This window comes from Novosphingobium flavum (assembly GCF_014230315.1).
In the GTDB taxonomy this organism is placed as follows: domain Bacteria; phylum Pseudomonadota; class Alphaproteobacteria; order Sphingomonadales; family Sphingomonadaceae; genus Novosphingobium; species Novosphingobium flavum.
On the sequence record NZ_JACLAW010000008.1, the window covers coordinates 104678 to 123379 of the forward strand.

An 18702-nucleotide genomic window follows, 5' to 3' on the forward strand; every position below is an offset into this window, starting at 1 on the left:
AACCGCGCGCTTGCAGTGATCTCATCGCGGCGGCGGGCGGGGCCTGTGGCGATTCTGCAACGTATGCAGGGAATGCATTCCGCCGCCAACCGATTGCCGCAATTGCAATTGCCGGATTCGGGCGGCAAATCTATGAAGGTATCAGTAAAACAGGCACGCCGGGTCGCGTGTTACATGGATGCCCGGATGTTGTCCTGAAGTGAGAGGGCTGATCATGTCGGGCGCAAATATTGGCAACCGGGGTTCGCAAGCGGGCTCCGTTCTCTTGAAGTCGCTGTTGGGTTCCGCCGCCGTGCTGGGGCTTTCTGTATCGGGCCTCGCCCGGGCACAGGAAGTGGCTCAGGAAGAGGCCCAGCCCGCGGCCGACAATCCCGAAGAAGCCACCGGCAACGAGATCGTGGTCACCGCCACCAAGCGCGAGCAGACCCTGCAGGACGTGCCGGTCGCCGTCTCGGTCACTACCGCCGAGACGATCGAGCGCGCCCATATCCGCGACATCCGCGACCTGTCCACGGTCGTGCCCTCGTTGCGGGTCAACCAGCTGCAAAGCTCGGCAAACACCAATTTCTACATCCGCGGTTTCGGCAACGGCGCCAACAACGCTGGGATCGAGCCCTCGGTCGGCCTCTTCGTCGATGGGGTCTATCGTTCGCGCTCGGCCTCGATGATCGCCGACCTGCCCGACGTCTCGCGGATCGAGGTCCTGCGCGGCCCGCAATCGACCCTGTTCGGCAAGAACGCCTCGGCCGGCGTCATCTCGCTGGTGACGAGGGAACCGCAGTTCACGCTCGGCGGCAATGTCGAGGCGAGCTACGGCAATTTCAATGCCGTATTGCTCAAGGGCGTTGTCACCGGCCCGCTCTCGGAAACCGTCGCGGCCAGCATCGCCGGCGGCTACAACCGGCGCGACGGCTATGTGACCGACACCGGCTCGGGCACCAAGACCAACGAGCGCAATCGCTGGTTCGTGCGCGGGCAGTTGCTGTTCAAGCCGTCGAGCGACCTCAAGGTCCGCCTGATCGGGGACTATGGGCGGATCGACGAGCTGTGCTGCGCCGTGGTCAATCTCCAGCGGTCCTCGCCTACGCAGGGCTCATCGCAGGTGGTGCAGGCCCTTGGCGGGCAATTGTCCGACCCGGCCAATCCCTTCGCCGACACGGTCGCCTACAACATCCCGTCGAGCAACAAGATCGACAATTACGGCGCGTCGGGGCAGATCGACTACCGGATGGGGCCGCTCAAGCTGACCTCGATCACGGCCTATCGCAAGACTCACGCGATCACCAACCAGGACTCCGACTTCAGCAAGGCGGACCTGCTCGGCCGGAACTACCAGGACCTCAATATCGACACCTTCACGCAGGAACTGCGCCTGTCGACCGATTGGGACGGCCCGGTGAATGCCCTGCTCGGTGCGTTCTATTTCAACGAGAAGATCAACCAGCACAACGAGCTCTACCTCGGCACGCAGTTCCGCTCCTATGCCGACCAGCTGATTACCGGCCTTTCGACCTCGCTCGGCGCGCCCTTCACGCTGGCGCAGGTCGAACAGATCCTCGGCAACGCCTCGACCGGCAACCCGGCCGCCTATGTCGGAAAGTCCTTCGCCCCGGGCACGGGTTTCACCGAGAACTATCACCTGGCTGATGAGAGCTACTCGATCTTCAGCCAGGTCGATTTCGAAGTGGCGCCGCGCCTCACCGTTACCGGCGGGCTCAACTACACGCACGACAGCAAGACCTTCCAGACGAACAGCCTCTCGACCGAGTTCTTCTCGGCCCTGCCGCTTTCGAGCTACTATTGCTCCGGGGTCACTCCTGCCAACGGCTGCACCGCCAAGGGCATCTATTACGACAACACGGTGAACACCGTGGCCTTCAACATCGCCAGCGGCCCGGCCTTCGCCAATTCCGCCAATCCCCTCACCGTGCTGCAATGGATCGGGGCCAATCAGGCGACCTACCTTGGCGGGATCGTCCCGGCGGCCCAGGCCACGGTGCCCAAGCTCCAGGCGCTCAGCGCGCTGCAGTTTCTCCCGCCGTTCCTCAACCTGCCCAACGCGGTCGAGAACGGGAAGGTGAAGGGCGGCCACTGGAACTACACCGCGCGCCTCGCCTATGACCTGACCGACCAGATCAACCTCTATGCGAGCTATGCCACCGGCTACAAGGCGGCCTCGGTCAACCTCTCGCGCGACAGCCGGCCGACTGCGGGCGATCTCACCACGATCATGACCAATTCGGCCTATACCGCGCTGCGCCTCAACAATCTCTCGGCCGGCAGCCGCTATGCCGGGCCCGAGGATTCGCAGGTGTTCGAGGCCGGGATGAAGGCCAACTGGGGCATCGCCACGCTCAACCTCGCCGTCTTCAAGCAGACCATCAAGGGCTTCCAGTCCAACCTCTTCACCGGCACCGGCTTCGTCCTCGTCAACGCGGGCAAGCAGTCCACCTTCGGCATCGAGTTCGAGGGCATGGTCAAGCCGAGCGAGGAACTGACCATCACCGCCGGCGTGACCTACCTCGATCCCAAGTACGACAGCTTCGTGCTCTCGGGCGTGGGTGACCTCACCGGCACCCGCCCGGCCGGGATCAGCCCGCTTTCGGCCACGATCGGCGGCGAATGGAAGCAGCCGGTGGGGGATGGCGGCGATCACCTTATCCTCCACGCCGACTTCCACTACGAAGCGCCCTTCGCGCTGGTGGAAGGCCTGCCCAACCTGATCCGCAAGGACCCGGTGACCGGCGCGCTCCTGCCCAACCCCTATGCCGATGCGATCGCCGCCTCGACCAGCCGCAAGCAGGAGATCAACCTGCTCAACGCTTCGCTGACCTATGCCATGGCGAACGGGATCGAAGTCGCGGTCTGGGGCCGCAACGTGCTCAACAACCGCACGATCCTGCAGATCTTCGACTCGCCGGTCCAGGTCGGCTCGATCTCCGGCTATCCCAGCGAACCGCGCACATACGGCGTCTCGGCCCGCTACCGGTTCTGAAACGGCGCCTGCCGTAAAATGAAAAAAGGGGGCCTCTCGGCCCCCTTTTTGCGAAGGGTGTCAGTCAGATCAGGCGAAAACCTCTTCGAGGGGCTCACCCATCGAACCGGCCCGGCCACGTGTCGTTTCCAGATAAATGGAAGTAAGCAGGGCCGGGAAGAGGAACAGCATGACTGTCGTGAGGATGAGCGATCCGGCAAGCATGGCCGGCGACATGGATGCCGCCATCGCGGCGGAAAGCTCGCCGGGCCTGACCCCGCTGACGACTGCCCCCATCAGGGTGAAATACAGGACGTAATAAACAACGGCGAACAACAGGATGAGCGCGAAGATTTTCCAGCGTGATCCCTTGGTCAACTCGCGGCTGCGTCCAAAGCTGCCGATTACCCCGGAGTCTCCCGAAACCAATGAGGGGAGGGACACGCTCCACATGGTCATCAGGATCAAGCCGGGCACTATCAACAGGATCATGCCCACCCACACGCCGAGGGCCCAAAGCAGCATCAGCGCGAACACCGGCAAGGCCTTGTATATCCCGGTGCGCAGGCAATCGGCAAATTCGGCGCGCTTACCCTCGCCGGTTATCAGGAAGCCATGCGTGGCGCTGGCGAACAGTATGCTGAAAAGCCCGAAGCTTGCGATCAGCACGAACCAGTAAGTGCCGGATGAAAAAATTCCCAAGGCGGAATCGGGCCCAGCCATGGCATTCATCATCATCGGGCGGATGAAGGCGAACTGAATAGCCATCATGATCGATTGCGTGCCGATGATGAGAACACCGACGCTGGTCAGCGACTTTCCGATGATGCTGAATGTTCTGCCAAGAACGGCGCGTATGCTGAACCGTGTCATTAAATTGCCCCATCCACTTGAAATGCGGCACGATATCGTAATTTATCATCGGAGCTAGTCTCGATTTCGCATGCCTGTCGGCAAGCAGGGAGAATTGCCATGGAATGGATGCTGCTGCCCTATCGCCGCTATGCGGAGTTCACCGGCCGCTCGCGCCGCAAGGAGTTCTGGCTCTTCGCGCTGTTCCAGTGGCTGGTGATGATCGTGCTCGCCGCTTTTCTCGGCCGCACCACGGGCGCGTGGTATCCCGGATACGCGGGCTTCTACACCTCGTTCGATTCTGCGCCGGGGATGATCAGCAACCTGTTCTGGCTGCTCAACTTCATCCCGAACCTGGCCGTCTCGGTCCGCCGCCTGCATGATCAGGACCGGTCCGGCTGGCTCCTGCTGCTGATGTTCGTGCCGGTGCTGGGCTGGTTTGCCCTGTTCGTGATGTTCTGCCTCAATGGCACCCGCGGCCCCAACCGCTTCGGCCCGGACCCGAAGAACCCGACCGACATCGACGCCTTTACCTGAACCCTAAAGCTCGCGCAGCACCCGCGCCGGCCGCGCCCGCAGCAGGGGCAGCGAGCCGGCAAGGGCAAAGGCCAGCACCAGCGCCAGCCCGGCGCCGAGGACCACCGCCACCTCGGTCCAGTCCGGCAGCCAGTCGAACTCGAACTGCTTGACGATGATCACCCAGCCGATCGCCGATCCCAGCGGCAGGGCCACCAACGCCAGCAGCCCCGCCAGCAGGCCATATTCGCCCAGTTGCATCAGCAGGATCTGGGCCCGGCTCGCCCCCATCACCCGCAGGATCACGCTGTCATAAGTGCGGGTCGCCCGCGCCGCCGCGATCGCGCCCATCAGCACCGCCAGCCCGGCCAGCACGGCGACGGACGAAGCCGCGAGGATCGCCACGCTCATCCGGTCGAGCAATCCGCGCGCCTCGGTCAAAAGCGCCCCGGTCTCGATCACGCTGCTCGCCGGAAAGGCCTTGACCAGCGCCCGCAGCAGGCCCCCGGTTCGCGTGCCCTTGGGCAGCTCGATCGTCGCGGCAAGGTTGTGCGGGGCATCGGCCAGGGCATTGGGGCTGAACACCAGCACATAGTTGAAGCCCATCGCGTCCCAGTCGATCCGCCGGAACGTGGCAATCGTCACCTCGCGCTCCACGCCGAGCAGGCTCACCGCCAGGTGATCGCCCAGCTTCAGTCCCAGCGCCTCGGCCAGCTTCTCGTCGACCGAGACCAACGGCGGCCCTGCATAGTCCTTCGACCACCATGCCCCGGCGGTCACGCTGTTGCCCTCTGGCACCGCGTCCGAATAGGTCAGCCCGCGCTCGCCGCGCAGGGCCCAGGCGCCCTCGGGCAATTCCTTGAGGTCGGCAACGCGGGTCATGCGGCCCGCCGGGCCATAGGCCAGAATCGAGCCGCGCAGGTTGGGCACCATCCGCAGGCTCGCCCCCGGCACCGTCGCCTCGACCGCTTGCCTGAACTCGCCCGCCCGGTCGCGCGGCACGTCGAGGACGAAGAAGTCCGGAGCCTTCTGCGGAATGCGCGCCGCGATATTGGCATCGAGGCTGGACTGCACCGCCGCCAGCAGCACGAAGGCCGATAGCCCGAAGCCCAGTGCCGTCACCAGCGAGGCAGTCGGCGCGCCGGGGCGGTGGAGGTTCGCAAGGCCGGCGCGCAGCAGCGGGTTCTTCGGGCGCGGCAAGCGGGCAAGGCCGCGCCGCAGCACTTGTCCCAGCCCCGCGAGCAGAGCCAGCCCGCCGGCAGACCCGGCGAGGAACCACAGCGTCACCAGCGGCTGGGCCGCCGTGGCGATGGCCAGCCCCGCGATCGCGGCAAGACCCAGCGCCACCGGCAGCAGCGCCGTGCGCCAGGGCAGGGCGAGACGCGAGACCCGCGCCCGCATCAGCGCCATGGCCGGAAAAGCGCGGGCACGGGCCAGGGGCGGGGCGGTGAAGACCAGCGCCACCAGCAGGCCGTAGGCCGCCGCGCGCAGCAGGGCGAGCGGGTCGAACGTGAGCCCGGTGTTCACCGGCAAGAGGTCGCCCAGCGCGCGGGCCAGCAGCGGCGTCACCAGCAGGCCCGCCACCAGCCCTGCCAGCGTCGCCGCCAGCGCGGCGGCGGCCACTTGCAACAGGGTGATCCGGGCAATGTCGGCGCTGGTGGCGCCCAGCACCTTGAGCGTGGCGATCGATTGCCGCCGCCCGTCGAGGTAGGAGGTCACCCCCAGCCCGATCCCGATGCCGGCGATGACCAGCGCCGCAAGGCCCACCAGCACCAGAAACTCGCCCATCCGGCCGACGAAGCGCTCGGTCCCCGGTGCGGCATTGTCTCGCGTGCGGTACTGGAAGCCGGCGGCGGGAAAGCGCTTCTTCAGGCTTTCCACCACCGCATCGGGATCGTAGGCGGCATTGAACGCTACCCGCGCGCGGGTGCGGAATTGCGATCCCGGCGCGGTCAATCCGGCGCGCACCGGAAAGTCCGCGTCCACGATCACCGGCGGGCCAAAGGCAAAGCCTTCGCCCAGCCGGTCGGGCTCGTCTTCGATGATCCCGCCGACCTTGAGCGTCTGCCCGGCGATCGAGATGGTCTGGCCCGGGGCCACGCCCAGCCGCGCCGCCGCGCCCTCGGCCAGCCAGGCCTCGCCCGCAGGCGGCGCGCCGACCGCGCGCCCGTCTTCCAGCACCAGCCTGCCGACCAGCGGCCATTTCGCGTCGATCGCTTTCAATTGCACCGGCGCGTTGAGTTCTCCGGCCGAGGCCATGGCCTGCAGCCGCGTCCCGCTGCTGACCGTGCCCAGCGCCTCCAGCGCCCCGCGCTCGGCCGGGGTCAGGTCGCGCTGCCACACCTCCACGCCGATGTCGCCGCCAAGGATCGCGCGGCCCCGGCTCGCCAGTTCACGCTCGATCGATCCGGTCAGCGTCCCGATCGCCGCGAGCGTCGCCACGCCGAGGAACAGGCAGACCAGCAGGAGACGCAGGCCCTTGAACCGCGCGGAAAGGTCGCGCCGCGCGATCCGCCAGGCGGCGCCCCAGCTCAGGTCCCCGTTCCCCGCAGCATCGCTCACGCCGGATGGTCCGAAACGATCCGCCCGTCGCCCAGGGTCACGATCCGCGCACAGCGCTTCGCAAGGTCGGGGTCATGCGTGATGATTACCAGCGTGGCGCCGGTCTCGGCGCGGCGGGCAAACAGCAGGTCGATGATCGCCGCCCCGGTATGGCCATCGAGGTTACCGGTCGGTTCGTCGGCAAACAGCAGGGGCGGGCGCGGGGCAAGCGCGCGGGCGATCGCCACGCGCTGCTGCTCGCCGCCGGAAAGCTGCGCGGGATAGTGATCGAGCCGGTGGCCAAGGCCGACGGCCGCCAGTTCGTCCGCCGCCCGTTCCCACGGGTCGGAAATGCCCGCCAGTTCCATCGGGGTCGCCACGTTCTCGCGCGCGGTCATGGTCGGCAGCAGGTGGAAGGCCTGAAGCACGATCCCGATCCGCCCGCGCCGGGCACGGGCCAGCGCGTCCTCGTCGAGATTGGAAAAGTCCGCCCCCGCCACCTCCAGGCTGCCGCCGCCCGCCTGTTCCAGCCCGGTCAGCAGGGCCATCAGGCTCGATTTGCCCGAGCCCGAGGGCCCGAGCAGGGCCACAGTTTCACCGGAGCCGACTTCGAGGTCGATCCCCTTGAGGATTTCGGTCTGGCCGAGGGTCAGCGTCAGCGCACGTGCGCGAATGGCGGGACTTGTCACCAGCAGGGGATGACATAGCTATGTGCGGTGCGGCAAGGAGGCAAAATGTACAGGGTTGTAACAGCGGGCGCGCTCGCATTGGTTCTGGCGGCCTGCTCCAAGGGCGCGCCGATCCCGGAAGGCGGGCCGGGCGAGGCCGCGAGCGCGGCCACGGCGGCCGCATCGGACACGCTTCCGGTCATGGGGGCGCCGCGCAATGTGCTTGCCGTGGGAGACAGTCTGTTCGCCGGCCATGGCCTCGCCAACCCGGCCGAGGCCTATCCTGCCCGGCTCGAAGCGACGCTGCGCGCGCGCGGGGTGAATGCGAAAATCACCAATGCCGGGGTCTCGGGCGATACCAGCGGCGCCGGGGCCGAGCGTTTCGCCTTCGTGCTCAGGAGCCAGCCGCAAAAGCCCGATCTCGTCATCATCGAATTTGGCGGCAACGACGTGCTGCGCGCCCTGCCGCCGCAGGAAACCCGCGCCAACATCACGCGGATGCTGGATGCGGCCAAGGCGGCGGGCGTGCCGGTCCTCCTCATGGGGATGCTGGCGCCGCCCAACCTCGGTCCCGATTTCAAGGCCCGGTTCGAGCCGATCTACCCCGAGCTTGCGAAGGCCTATGGCGCGAAGCTCGTGCCGTTTTTCCTTGCCCCGGTGATCGGCAAGCCCGACCTGATCCAGCAGGACCACATCCACCCCAATCCGCAAGGAGTGGATGCCATCGTCGCCGCCACGGCCGATCAGGTGGCCGCCGCGATCCCTAAGCGGTAAGGGGCCGCGCCGGGCGGCGGAATCCGACGATGAAGACCAGCGAGACGAGCACCGCCATGCTCCCCGCCACCACGAAGGCCGGGGTATAGGTCCCGGTCACTTCGCGCACCACGCCCGCGCCAAAGGCGGCGAAGGCCGCGCCGATTTGGTGCGCCACCAGCACCCAGCCGAACACGATCGCCCCTTCGCCGCCGGGGAAGGCGGCGTTCGACAGCTTCACCGTCGGCGGCACGGTGGCGATCCAGTCCAGCCCGTAGAACACGGCAAAGACCGCGAGGCTGACCTCGCCGAAATCGAGAAACGGCAGGACCACCAGCGAGAGCCCGCGAAAGCCGTAATAGATCGCCAGCAAACGGCGCGGGTCGTAGCGGTCGGTCAGCCAGCCCGAGGCGGTCGTGCCGACAAGGTCGAACAGGCCCATGGTCGAAAGCAGCCCGGCGGCGGCCACCGGGCCGATCCCGTGATCGCCGCAAAGCGGGATCATGTGCGTGCCGACCAGGCCATTGGTGGTCAGCCCGCAGACGAAGAAGGTTCCCGCCAGCAGCCAGAAGGTCGGATTGCGGCTGGCCTTGGCCAGCGTGGTGAGGGCGAGCAGGGGATTGGGGGCAGGGGGCCTGGCCAGCCCGGCCGGCGCATCCACCGCCTCGCCAAAGCGCCGCGCGCCGCGGTCCTCGGGGTGTTCGGGCACCAGCACGGCCACCAGCGGGATCAGCGCCGCGCAGCCAAGGCTGACCGCCAGCGTCACCGGCTGCCAGGCTCCGCTGGCCGAGAGCCAGGCGAGGAACGGCAGGAAGATCAGCGCCCCGGTCGCGGTAGAGGCGCTGAGAATGCCCATCACCAGCCCCTGCCGCGTGGCGAACCAGCGATTGACCACGGCAGCGCCCAGCACTGAAGCCACGGCCCCCGAGCCGATCCCGGAAAGCACGCCCCAGGTCAGCACGTAGTGCCACGGCGCGGTCATCCACCGGCTCACGAAAGTCGCCGCCGCCATCAGCGCCAGGCCGCAGAGCATGGTCCGGCGAATGCCGAAACTCATCATCAGCGCCGCCGCGAAGGGCCCGACCAGTCCGTAGAGGAAAATGCCGAGCCCGGCGGAAAACGAGATCGTCGCCCGGCTCCACCCGAAATGCAGCTCCAGCGGCAGCATCAGCACGCCCGGCGCCGAGCGCAGCCCGGCCGAGAACAGCAGGGCCAGGAAAGTCACGGCAACGACGAGGAAGGCCGGATGGTAACGCTGGGCGCGGGTCATGCCCCCATCTGCCAGCGCGGGGGCCTGCGTTTCAAGTCGCAATCCGCGCTACGGTCCCGCCGTCCACCCGCCAGACCGCCGCTTCCGGCAGGATCGCCTCGAACGGCGCCAGTTCGGTCCCGGTCAGCCAGACCTGCGCGCGGCCCTCGCGCAAGCGGGCGAACAGCGCCTCGCGCCGCAGCGGATCAAGATGGGCGGCCACTTCGTCAAGCAGGAGCAGCGCGGGCCGCTCGCCCTGATCGAGCCCGGCGTGGGCGAGGGTCAGCGCGATCAGCATGGCCTTCTGCTCGCCGGTCGAACTCTCCGCCGCCGGCTGCCCCTTGCCCGCCATGGTCACGACCAGTTCGTCGCGGTGCGGCCCGACCAGCGTGCGCTGTGCCGCCCGGTCTCTCCGGCGGCTTTCGGCCAGCGCCGCCGCCAGTTCCTCCCGGCCCAGCGGCCCACCGGGGGCATAAGCAAGGTCCGGCCGGGCAAAGGGCGCTTGCGGCAGCGTTGCAAGGGCGTTGCAGAGCCGATGCACCAGCCGCCCGCGCGCCTCGGCCACCAGCGATCCGGCCTCTGCCAATTGGGCCTCGAGCGCTTCCAGCCAGGCCGGATCGGGCTCGGCATCGCCCGCCAGCAGCCGGTTGCGCTCCCGCAGCGCAGCCTCCAGCCGCGCGGCATTGCGGGCATGTTCGGGCTCCAGCGCCAGCACCAGCCGGTCCAGAAACCGCCGCCGCGCGCCGGCCCCTTCCATGAACAGGCGGTCCATCGCCGGGGTCAGCCAGCCGATCGCCAGCCATTCGCCCAGCCGCACCGCCGGTGCCTCGGCCCGGTTGACCTGCACGATCCGCCGCCCCGGCCGCTCGGCCGAAGTGCCGGTGCCGAGCAGAACCGGCCCCGCGCGCGTCGCCAGTTCGGCGCTCACCGCGAACCCGCCAGGCGCATCGTTCGCTGCAATATCAGCGAGTTGCGCTCGCCTCAGCCCGCGCCCCGGCGCGAACAGGGATAGCGCCTCCAGCACGTTGGTCTTGCCCGCCCCGTTCTCGCCCACCAGCAGGTTGAACCGCGCCGTTCCGTCAAGCGCGGTCCCCGCGTGGTTGCGGAAGCGGGAAAGGAGAATGCGGTCGAGCGCCATGTCGAGGCGCTATTGCGCCGGAGCGCTCGCCTTTGCAAACGGCGAGAAGTCGGTGTCCGTATCGAAGACGTCGACCCCTTCGCGCTTCTTGAGGAAGCCAACCACCAGATAGGTCACCGGGGTCAGCAGGACTTCCCAGCCGGTCTTGATGATCCACTGGGTAATCGCCAGCGTCACCACGGCATGGGTCGACCACCCCGCCGCGCCCAGAAAGGCGAGGGGATAGAACAGCGCGCTGTCGACCCCTTCGCCGAAAATGGTCGACCCGATCGTGCGGCTCCACAGCGCCTTGCCCTGCGTGAGCACCTTCATCCGCGCCAGCACGAAGGAATTGACGAACTCCCCCGCCCAGAAGGCGACGACCGAGGCGAACACGATCCGCGGGGTCTGGCCGAACACCGATTCGTAAGCCGCCTGGTTCGGCGCAGTCACCTTTTGTCCCATGATTTCATAGGTGTTGGAGGCAAGCGCCCATTCCGCGCTGGGCGGGATCGCCACGACGACCACAGCCATGAACACCATGAACAGCAGGGCGAAGAACCCGGCCCAGATGCAGCGCCGGGCGTTGGCATAGCCATAGACCTCGGTCAGCACGTCGCCCAGAATATAGGAAACCGGAAAGAACAGCACGCCCGCCCCGAAGGTGATCGAGCCGACCACGGGCAGGGTCACCGCCGCCTGCTTGGCCGCGCCGATCAGGTTGGAAAGCAACAGAATCGCGACGAAGGCGGCGATCATGTAGTCGAAATAGCGGAAGTGGCGGCGGCCCCCGGCGGAACCATCGATGCGGGCGAGATCGGATTGAGGCTGTGCGTCCATGCGCGTGAGCCTATCGACGTTTGCGCATTGCGCAAAGCGTGCTTATGAGCGTGCCCGGCGCGCGCCCATAGCTCAGCTGGATAGAGCGCGAGACTTCTAATCTTGAGGCCGCAGGTTCGACTCCTGCTGGGCGCGCCACCAGTCGCCGGACCATCGCTCCTGTCAGAAACGCCCGCCGGGCGCGGCATAGACCCTGCGGCCGCCGACGAAGGTGGCGAGCGGACGGATCTTGAGCAGGGCCTCGTCCGGCACGGTCATCAGGTCATGGTCGAGGATCACGAAATCAGCCAGCAGGCCCGGCGCGATCCGGCCCTTGCGGCCTTCCTCGAAGGTTGCATAGGCGGGATTGGCGGTGAGGATGCGAAGCGCCTCGGCCCGACTGATCCGCTCGGCGGGGGCGGTCAGGCCGCCAGCCTTGTTGCGGCGGGTGGTGTAGAAATAGATCAGGTTCATCGGGTTGTTCGGGGCCGGCTCCTCGGCGGTCGCCGTGCGGTAGTCGCTTCCGCCGATCACCACGATGCCCTGATCCAGCAGCGAGCGCAGCGGGTTCTGGCGGGCCATCCGCTCTGGCGGCAGCGGCGGAGGGGCCATCGGCTCGTATCCCGAATCCTGCACCGAGACGATCGCCCCGAGCCGGGAGAGCCGGGCGATTTCGGCCGGCGTGGCGAAGGGGGCGTGTTCGACATACCAGCGCTGGGCGCGCAGCGGGGCCGTGCGGTCGACCGCCTCGAAGGCGGCCAGGGTCTGGTCCAGCGCCTCGTCGTAAGTCGCGCCGCGCGCCTTGTCTGCGCTGACGTGCGGGGCCGGGCGCCAGCCAAGCTGGCGCTCCTTGCGGAGCAGGGCGGTATAGTCGGGCAGGGTCGCCATGCCCGGCACCCACGGCTCCTCGCCGATCGAATCGATGAACAGCCACGGATCGCGACGGTCGGGCCGGGGCAGGGCGGCAACGGCCTCGTCCGTCCGGTCCTCATCCGGGAATTCGAGGCCCAGGGCCATGCGCAGGGTCAGCTTGCCCTCGCGCCGCATCCGCTCGAGCCCGGCCCTGCCGTCGGGCCAGAGCGCCAGTTCGTGCGTGCTGGTAATGCCAAGCGCGTTGCGCTGGGCCATGCCCTTGCCAAGGAAATCGTCCTGCTCGGCCGGGGTTGGCGGGGGCAGCAGGTCGTGGACCATGGTCAGGCTGAGCGGATAGCCGGGGAGGACGCCGGTCGGCTCCCCCGTGCCGTCCACCGGGACCTTTCCGCCCTTGTAAGAAGGATTGCTCCGGGTGATCCCGAGCTGCCGCAGCGCCGCCGTGTTGACCACGCCCGAGGCATGGCGGCTGGAGAGCAGGATGATCGGAGTAGTGGCCGATACCGCATCAAGGTCCTGCCGGGTCGGAGCCGGGCTGATCGACCAGCCGAGCGAGGTGAACAGCGCACGGCCCGGCGGTTCCTTGGCCAGCGCCGCTCTCAGGCGGTCCTGCATCACGGCCACTGACCGGACGCCGATGAGGTTGACCCCGTGGAATTCGAACCGGGCCGAATTCCACAGGTGATCGTGGCTGTCGGCAAATCCGGGTACGACGGTGGCCCCCTTGAGGTCGACCAGCCGGGTCGAGCGGGCCGCGAGGCGGCGCACCTGCGCATCGCTGCCGACGGCAACGAAGCGATCGCCCCGAACGGCAAAGGCGCCGGCCGTGCTGAAGACGCGGTCCACGGTCAGGACCTTGCCATTGAAATAGATCACCTGCGGTGGTGGCGCCTTGGCAGCGGCGGCCGGCGGTGGCGCGCCGATTGCCAGCACCGCTCCGAGGAGCGCGAGGGGGCGCAATGCCGATAGGATGTTCCGCAAGATCCGGGTTCCTCTCCTGCCGTCGCGCCTGGCCGGCGCGCTCTGGCCTGTCACTTCACCGCGAGGGTCAGGGCTTGGGCTGTGCCACGGGCGAATTCTGCCAGGATACGAGCTGCCAGCGCCCCTTGGCCAGCCGGTAGACCGCCGAGTAGCGCGCGGTGCGCGGGCGGTCGTCCATCGTGAGCATGTAGTCGACCGTGCCGTGCGTGAAGGCCATGCGGCCGTCGACCGAGACGACCTGCTCGCGGATGATCGCATCGCGCACCGGGCTGGTCGCCTTGGCGATGGCGGCGAGATATTCGCCCTGGGTCTGGGTCAGGCCGCTGGCATGGGCATACCACAGGTCGGACGCGGTGAGCGCGGTGAGCCGGTCCATGTCGTGCGCCACTTCCGCGCGCAGGCGCTCCGTTTCAGCCTTGGCGACCGCTTCGCGCGGGGTGAGCGCCTGCGCGGGCGCTGCGCTCAGCGCGGCCCCGGCCAGCGGGGCAAGGAGGGTTGCAATCAAGGCGGTGCGGACAGGCATCATCGGGTCGGGCTCCGTGGTCAGGTCAGGCGCGAGCGCCTCGCGTCCCCCCATGGTGGGGAGATTCGGTGTTCACGGTCACATGCCTAGCCCAGTCCTGCGCCGGGGCCCAATAAGGAGCGTTAGCGGGTTCATGATTGTGCCAGTCTTGCGCTGGCCGGGCCGATCCGGCGGGGCGGCCGCTTCGGGCCGTGTCGGCCGAGCCATCCGGTTCAGGCGCGGCGTACGTCGTCCAGGGGAAAGCGCGTGACCGGATAGCCCAGCCCTTCGGGGATTGTCAGCCATTCGCGCCCCTCGGCGCTCTCCTGCCGTCCGCTGATCGGGGTCGGGGGAAACATGCGGGCATCGCTCGCCGCCGCCGCGAAGTCCGCGTGCGGGGCGAGCCGCATGAGGTTGCACAGGGTTGGGAATATCAAGGACAGTTCGCCGCGCCCGGCCTGCATCAGGGCCTCTTGCGCGCTGAGCCAGCAGAGGCGGCTGTGCTCCGTTCCGTCTATCGTCAGCTCGACCGCGCCGGTGCCAAGGTCGGCCAGGTAGAACCGCGTGTCGAAAGCCCGTCCCTCCGGTCGTTGCCAGCGGGCGAAGGGAACCAGCGCATTGAGGTCGAGCGTCCAGCCGTAGTGCGCCAGCACTTTGCCCAGCGCGCTCTCGCGGTGGAGGAGGTCGCGGGCGGCGGCGACCTCCTGCGCGGTGACGGTCTGCTTTACACCGAGCAAAAGTCCTGTTTCTTCAAGCGTCTCGCGCACGGCGGCGACCCGGGCAGCGAGGTCCTCGGGATCGGCTTCGGAGCTGCCGAGCTGGGCGGCAAGATCATGATCGGCGGGATCGACCTTGCCGCCGGGAAAGACCGTCGCACCCGGCGCAAACCTTTGCGATGCGGCCCGCTCGGCCAAAAGCAGCTCTGCCGGACCGCCGCTGGCTGAGCGGCGAAAGACTATCGCCGTGGCAGCCGGAATGCGCTGGGGGTGGGGATCGGATTGGGGGGCTTCGCTCATCGACCGAACCTTGCCGCTGCGGCGGGGACTGGCAAGGCCCATGATTTACCGTCCTATCGAATGGTAGGATGTCGGGCCGCTTTACACCGTCGCGGCCGGGGGCAATGGGTGAAAGCGGAAAATCCCGGAAAAATGGGCGTTTATTGAATTTGGCACGGGTTGTGCTACGTGGTGTGTACCCCAAGCAGTCTCGAATAGAGGTGGGGCTGCATCCTGGTCTCCGCGGCCCCGCCTCCCCGAGTTTTCCCAATCTCCCGGTCCCACCCGGGAAAAACACAAAAAACTAAGCCCCGCGAACTCTGGTCGGTACGCGGGGCTTGTTTATTTGGGCCGGTTTGTTCGGGCGGGTGCTTTGCACCGCGCCGGGCGTGGCCTGCGATCAGGCGGCCGGCTTGACGTCGGCCACGAGCTGCTGCAGCTCGCCCGCCTCGAACATTTCCATCATGATGTCGCTGCCGCCGACGAATTCGCCCTTCACATAGAGCTGGGGAATGGTCGGCCAGTCGGAATAGGCCTTGATGCCCTGGCGGATTTCCATGTCCTGCAGCACGTCGACGCTGGCATAGTCCACGCCGAGGTGCTCCAGGATCGCAATGGCGCGGCTCGAGAAGCCGCACTGCGGAAACAGCGGCGTGCCCTTCATGAACAGGACGACTTCGTTGCCTTCGACGATCTCGGCGATGCGGGCATTTGAATCGGACATGGCTTCGGACGACCTTTGTACGGGAATGGGTAGTATCTGGGTGATCAGGTGGGAACAGCGGTGGTCAGTTGCAAGGCGTGAAGTTCGCCTCCCATCCGGCCGCCGAGCGCCTTGTAGACCATCTGGTGCTGGGCCACGCGGCTCTTGCCGGCAAAGGCCGCGGAGACGACGTGGGCCTTCCAGTGGTCGTTGTCGCCGGCAAGGTCGTCCATCGTGATCTCGGCATCGGGAAGGGCGGCGCGGATCAGCGCTTCGATATCTGCGGCGGCCATCGGCATGGTGCTGTCCTCAGGCTTCGCCGAGTAGCGCGCGGCGGGCCTCGACGGCCTTGCCCTCGAGCGCGGCGCGAACCTCGCTCTCGTTGGCATCGACCCCGGCGGCGATCAGGTCGCCGAGGATCTTGCGAACCACGTCCTCGTCGCCCGATTCCTCGAAGTCGGCCTGGACCACGCCCTTGGCATAGCCTTCCGCTTCCACGTCCGAGAGGCCCATGCGCTGGGCCGCCCAGTTGCCCAGCAACCGGTTGCGGCGGGCGGTGATGCGGAACAGCATTTCCTCGTCACGAGCGAACTTGGCTTCCTCGGCGCGTTCGCGGTCCTTGAAACTCGTCATGTTTGTCTCGTCCTTCGTGCGATCAATCAGGCCCTGCGACCAGTGGTTCAGGCGGCCCGGGCGATTCCCTTGGCGAGGAACGGCAATTGCTCCTTCGCCTTCGCCTCATAGCCGGCGATCTCGTCCTGCCGCGCCAAGGTCAGCCCGACCTCGTCGAGCCCGCCCAGCAGGCAGTGCTTGCGGAACGGATCGATCTCGAACGAGAAGCGGTCCTGGAACGGGGTGGTAACGGTCTGCGCCTCGAGGTCGATGTGGATCGGATCGGTCTCGGCCACTTCCATCAGCCGGTCGATCGCCGCCTGCGGCAGGACGACGGCGAGGATGCCGTTCTTGAAGGCATTGCCCGAGAAAATGTCCGAATAGGACGGCGCGATCACCGCTTTCACGCCCATGTCGAGCAGGGCCCAGGCAGCATGTTCGCGGCTCGATCCGCAGCCGAAGTTGTCTCCGGCGATGATAATCGGAGCGCCGGCATAGGCCGGGTTCTCGAACACGTTGCCCGGTTCCTTGCGCACGGTCTCGAACGCGCCCTTGCCCAGCCCTTCGCGGGTGATGGTCTTGAGGAAGTGGGCCGGGATGATCACGTCGGTGTCGACGTTCTTGCGCCCGAACGGGTAGGCCTTGCCGTCAATCACCTGGACCGGATCCATCAGTCAGTCTCCGGCGCGTCTTCGGGACGGACGGGCGCTGCGGTTGGCTTCTCGCTGTCCTTGCGGCGGGTGACGTAAAGCACGGCCGCGGCCAGCGCTGCCGAGCCGATCGCGGCCCCGGCAATGGCGGCCTTGCCGGTCCAGTTGGTCTTTTCGGAGTTCTTGCTCATGGCCTTCCTATGTCCACCCGCGCCGCCGGTTTCAAGCCGGGGCAGGCGATTTATCGTCGTTTTCGCCGCGGCCTTTCGTTTCGGCCACTGCTCCCTTTGCGTCGGCAGGCGTGCCGCAGGCCATGCAGAAGCGGAAGAACGCCATCTTGCGGGCGTCGCAGCGCGAACAGTGGTCGAACAGGGTCATCCCGCAGTGGACACAGAAATTGGTCTCGCTGCCGTCCATCGCCGCGATCGGCCGGTCGCAGCCGGGACAGACCCGGGCGGCCATCTTCTTGAACGCCTCGTCGTGGGTAACGAGCTTGCGGCGCTCCTCCTCGGCCTGGGCTTCGACTTCGCGCCGCCGCTCGAGGTAATGGCGCATGTTCTTGATCAGGAAATGCCCGGCAGCCACGGTCAGGGCGATGCCCACGCCGTAGCGGACATAGCCGCCATAGCTCGGCAGATACGGCACCAGTTCCACGAAGAACACGAAGACCGCCGCCAGCACGAACCCGCGTGACAGCGGCCAGTATTCGCCCTTGCGCTTCTTCACCACCAGCCATGCCGCCACCAGCAGCATCGGCAGGGTGATCGCAAGGCGCAGCAGGAAGATCCGCAATTCCTGCCAGAACAGGGCGCGCTCATAGGCGGGCTGGGCCAGCCGGTCGATCGCCGCGCGCTGTTCGCGCAGCGCCGATTCGCGCTGGGCCAGCGGCGTGCGCTCGTTCTCCAGCGCGGCGATGGCGTCCTGCGTCGCCCGTTCATTGGCCTTGAGCTGTTCGAGCTGGCGGGTGCGGGCGATCACTTCGGGGTCCTGCCCCGGATCGGTCGTGGCCGTGCGGGTCTGGATCCAGGCCTGGAAGGTCTCGGTCGCGGTCTGCGAGGCGCGCTGGGCCTGGCTCTGCTGGAGCCGCGCGATTTCGAGCTTGTCGTCGATCTCGCGTTCGCGGCGCACGATCACGTTGATTTCGCGCTCGATCCCCACGGTCTGCGCGGCGGGCACGAACTGGTCCGGGGAAAGCGAGGACTCGACCTGCGGCAGATCGCCGATGATCAGGTTGCCCAGCCCGACGATGAACCCGGCAAAGACCACCGAGATCGCCCAGAGAACGATCGTATAGGCCCGCTCCGGTACGCGTACCCCCTTCATCATGGCTGCAGTCCCCCTCTCGGACCGAACATGATGCAAGGTGGGGGCCAGTGTAAAGCGAACGTGTAAAGCGATCAGGCGAGGAAGCGGGCCATATCCTCCCAGCGCGCCCGCTTGTCCTCGAACGAGACCGCGCAATAGGCCGGGCTGCTCGAAGGCAGGGTGACCAGTTTCCACCTGTCGCAACCGCGCAGTTGCCGCGCTCCGATCCGCGCCGCGGTGCCGCCATTGAAGGCCAGCGCGCGCAGGGCCGGCAGTCGTTCGCAGGCCTCGGCCAAGGGATTCGCCTCGTGCGCGGTGATCGCCGCATCAAGGCTGCCCGAGCGCTCGCCCGAGCGGACGACATCCCACAGGCCCACACGGTGCGCGAGCAATTCGCCCAGCCGCGTCTCATAGGGCAGGGCGGCCAGATCGCACCCGATCACCGCGCCGACAAGCCGCCAGAACTGGTTGCGGGGATGGGCGTAATACTGCCGCGCGGCGAGCGAAACCTCGCCCGGCAGGCTGCCGAGGATCAGCAGGCGGGTCCGTTCGTCGGCGACGGGCGCGAAGGAATGCTTGCGCCCGCCGCTCACCC

19 protein-coding genes and 1 tRNA gene are annotated in these 18702 nt (G+C 67.4%); 4 read left to right on the plus strand and 16 right to left on the minus strand.

Translation table 11 applies throughout. From position 1 onward, the window contains the following. Positions 1 to 265: 265 nt before the first annotated feature. On the plus strand, positions 266 to 2995 hold the full coding sequence (locus H7F51_RS11610) for a TonB-dependent receptor (RefSeq protein WP_246448256.1): 2730 nt from the start codon (positions 266 to 268) through the stop codon (positions 2993 to 2995). Positions 2996 to 3064: 69 nt separating this feature from the next. On the opposite strand, the gene H7F51_RS11615 is transcribed toward H7F51_RS11610, so the two are convergent. Then, positions 3065 to 3847 carry a DUF7847 domain-containing protein gene (locus H7F51_RS11615; RefSeq protein WP_185664463.1) on the minus strand — a complete coding sequence of 261 codons (783 nt, stop codon included), beginning with the start codon at positions 3845 to 3847 and terminating at the stop codon, positions 3065 to 3067. Between the two features lie 99 nt (positions 3848 to 3946). Here H7F51_RS11615 and H7F51_RS11620 point away from each other — a divergent pair, with 99 nt between their 5' ends. Beyond that, positions 3947 to 4363, plus strand: a complete 417-nt coding sequence (locus H7F51_RS11620; protein WP_185664464.1) for a DUF805 domain-containing protein — start codon at positions 3947 to 3949, stop codon at positions 4361 to 4363. Positions 4364 to 4366: 3 nt separating this feature from the next. On the opposite strand, the gene H7F51_RS11625 is transcribed toward H7F51_RS11620, so the two are convergent. Together H7F51_RS11625 and H7F51_RS11630 are read right to left on the minus strand one after the other, a co-directional pair. Beyond that, positions 4367 to 6904, minus strand: coding sequence for an ABC transporter permease (locus H7F51_RS11625; protein WP_343061276.1), 2538 nt, complete (start codon positions 6902 to 6904; stop codon positions 4367 to 4369). Beyond that, positions 6901 to 7572 carry an ATP-binding cassette domain-containing protein gene (locus H7F51_RS11630; protein ID WP_185664465.1) on the minus strand — a complete coding sequence of 224 codons (672 nt, stop codon included), beginning with the start codon at positions 7570 to 7572 and terminating at the stop codon, positions 6901 to 6903. Before H7F51_RS11630 ends, H7F51_RS11625 begins: the two co-directional genes overlap by 4 nt. Positions 7573 to 7617: 45 nt before the next feature. Between H7F51_RS11630 and H7F51_RS11635 the strand changes: the two genes are divergently transcribed. Then, positions 7618 to 8325, plus strand: coding sequence for an arylesterase (locus H7F51_RS11635; protein ID WP_185664466.1), 708 nt, complete (start codon positions 7618 to 7620; stop codon positions 8323 to 8325). Here H7F51_RS11635 and H7F51_RS11640 read toward each other — a convergent pair. Genes H7F51_RS11640 through H7F51_RS11650 form a run of 3 tightly spaced genes read right to left on the minus strand, consistent with a single transcriptional unit; the run spans position 8315 to position 11510 of the window. Beyond that, positions 8315 to 9574 carry an MFS transporter gene (locus tag H7F51_RS11640; protein WP_185664467.1) on the minus strand — a complete coding sequence of 420 codons (1260 nt, stop codon included), beginning with the start codon at positions 9572 to 9574 and terminating at the stop codon, positions 8315 to 8317. The two genes, H7F51_RS11635 and H7F51_RS11640, sit on opposite strands and share 11 nt — an antisense overlap. A gap of 31 nt (positions 9575 to 9605) precedes the next feature. After that, positions 9606 to 10691 (minus strand): DNA replication/repair protein RecF, encoded by a 1086-nt coding sequence (recF, locus tag H7F51_RS11645; RefSeq protein WP_185664468.1) that lies wholly within the window; start codon positions 10689 to 10691, stop codon positions 9606 to 9608. 9 nt (positions 10692 to 10700) lie between these two features. Beyond that, entirely contained in the window at positions 10701 to 11510 is an 810-nt protein-coding gene (locus H7F51_RS11650; protein ID WP_185664469.1) for a queuosine precursor transporter, read from the minus strand. A 61-nt stretch (positions 11511 to 11571) separates the two neighbouring features. Here H7F51_RS11650 and H7F51_RS11655 point away from each other — a divergent pair. Beyond that, positions 11572 to 11648 (plus strand) — tRNA-Arg (locus tag H7F51_RS11655). A 24-nt stretch (positions 11649 to 11672) separates the two neighbouring features. Here H7F51_RS11655 and H7F51_RS11660 read toward each other — a convergent pair. The 10 genes from H7F51_RS11660 to H7F51_RS11705 form a co-directional block, all read right to left on the minus strand. Then, positions 11673 to 13235, minus strand: a complete 1563-nt coding sequence (locus tag H7F51_RS11660; RefSeq protein WP_185664470.1) for an amidohydrolase family protein — start codon at positions 13233 to 13235, stop codon at positions 11673 to 11675. A gap of 172 nt (positions 13236 to 13407) precedes the next feature. Further along, positions 13408 to 13917 (minus strand): nuclear transport factor 2 family protein, encoded by a 510-nt coding sequence (locus H7F51_RS11665; RefSeq protein WP_185664471.1) that lies wholly within the window; start codon positions 13915 to 13917, stop codon positions 13408 to 13410. A 158-nt stretch (positions 13918 to 14075) separates the two neighbouring features. Continuing rightward, positions 14076 to 14858 carry an NUDIX hydrolase gene (locus H7F51_RS11670; RefSeq protein ID WP_185664472.1) on the minus strand — a complete coding sequence of 261 codons (783 nt, stop codon included), beginning with the start codon at positions 14856 to 14858 and terminating at the stop codon, positions 14076 to 14078. Between the two features lie 379 nt (positions 14859 to 15237). Further along, positions 15238 to 15561 (minus strand): Grx4 family monothiol glutaredoxin, encoded by a 324-nt coding sequence (gene grxD / locus H7F51_RS11675; RefSeq protein WP_185664473.1) that lies wholly within the window; start codon positions 15559 to 15561, stop codon positions 15238 to 15240. A 44-nt stretch (positions 15562 to 15605) separates the two neighbouring features. Then, positions 15606 to 15839: a BolA family protein gene (locus tag H7F51_RS11680; RefSeq protein ID WP_185664474.1), complete on the minus strand. Its 234-nt coding sequence runs from the start codon at positions 15837 to 15839 to the stop codon at positions 15606 to 15608. Between the two features lie 10 nt (positions 15840 to 15849). Then, positions 15850 to 16173, minus strand: coding sequence for a DUF1476 domain-containing protein (locus H7F51_RS11685; protein ID WP_185664475.1), 324 nt, complete (start codon positions 16171 to 16173; stop codon positions 15850 to 15852). A gap of 47 nt (positions 16174 to 16220) precedes the next feature. Continuing rightward, entirely contained in the window at positions 16221 to 16823 is a 603-nt protein-coding gene (gene leuD, locus H7F51_RS11690; protein WP_185664476.1) for a 3-isopropylmalate dehydratase small subunit, read from the minus strand. After that, entirely contained in the window at positions 16823 to 16993 is a 171-nt protein-coding gene (locus H7F51_RS11695) for a hypothetical protein (protein WP_185664477.1), read from the minus strand. The genes leuD and H7F51_RS11695 overlap by 1 nt, the downstream gene beginning before the upstream one ends. Positions 16994 to 17024: 31 nt before the next feature. Then, positions 17025 to 18128 carry a zinc ribbon domain-containing protein gene (locus tag H7F51_RS11700; protein ID WP_185664478.1) on the minus strand — a complete coding sequence of 368 codons (1104 nt, stop codon included), beginning with the start codon at positions 18126 to 18128 and terminating at the stop codon, positions 17025 to 17027. 71 nt (positions 18129 to 18199) lie between these two features. Further along, the gene (locus H7F51_RS11705; protein ID WP_185664479.1) at positions 18200 to 18700 is read right to left on the minus strand and encodes a DNA-deoxyinosine glycosylase; all 501 of its coding nucleotides are present in this window, start codon (positions 18698 to 18700) and stop codon (positions 18200 to 18202) included. Positions 18701 to 18702 lie beyond the last annotated feature (2 nt).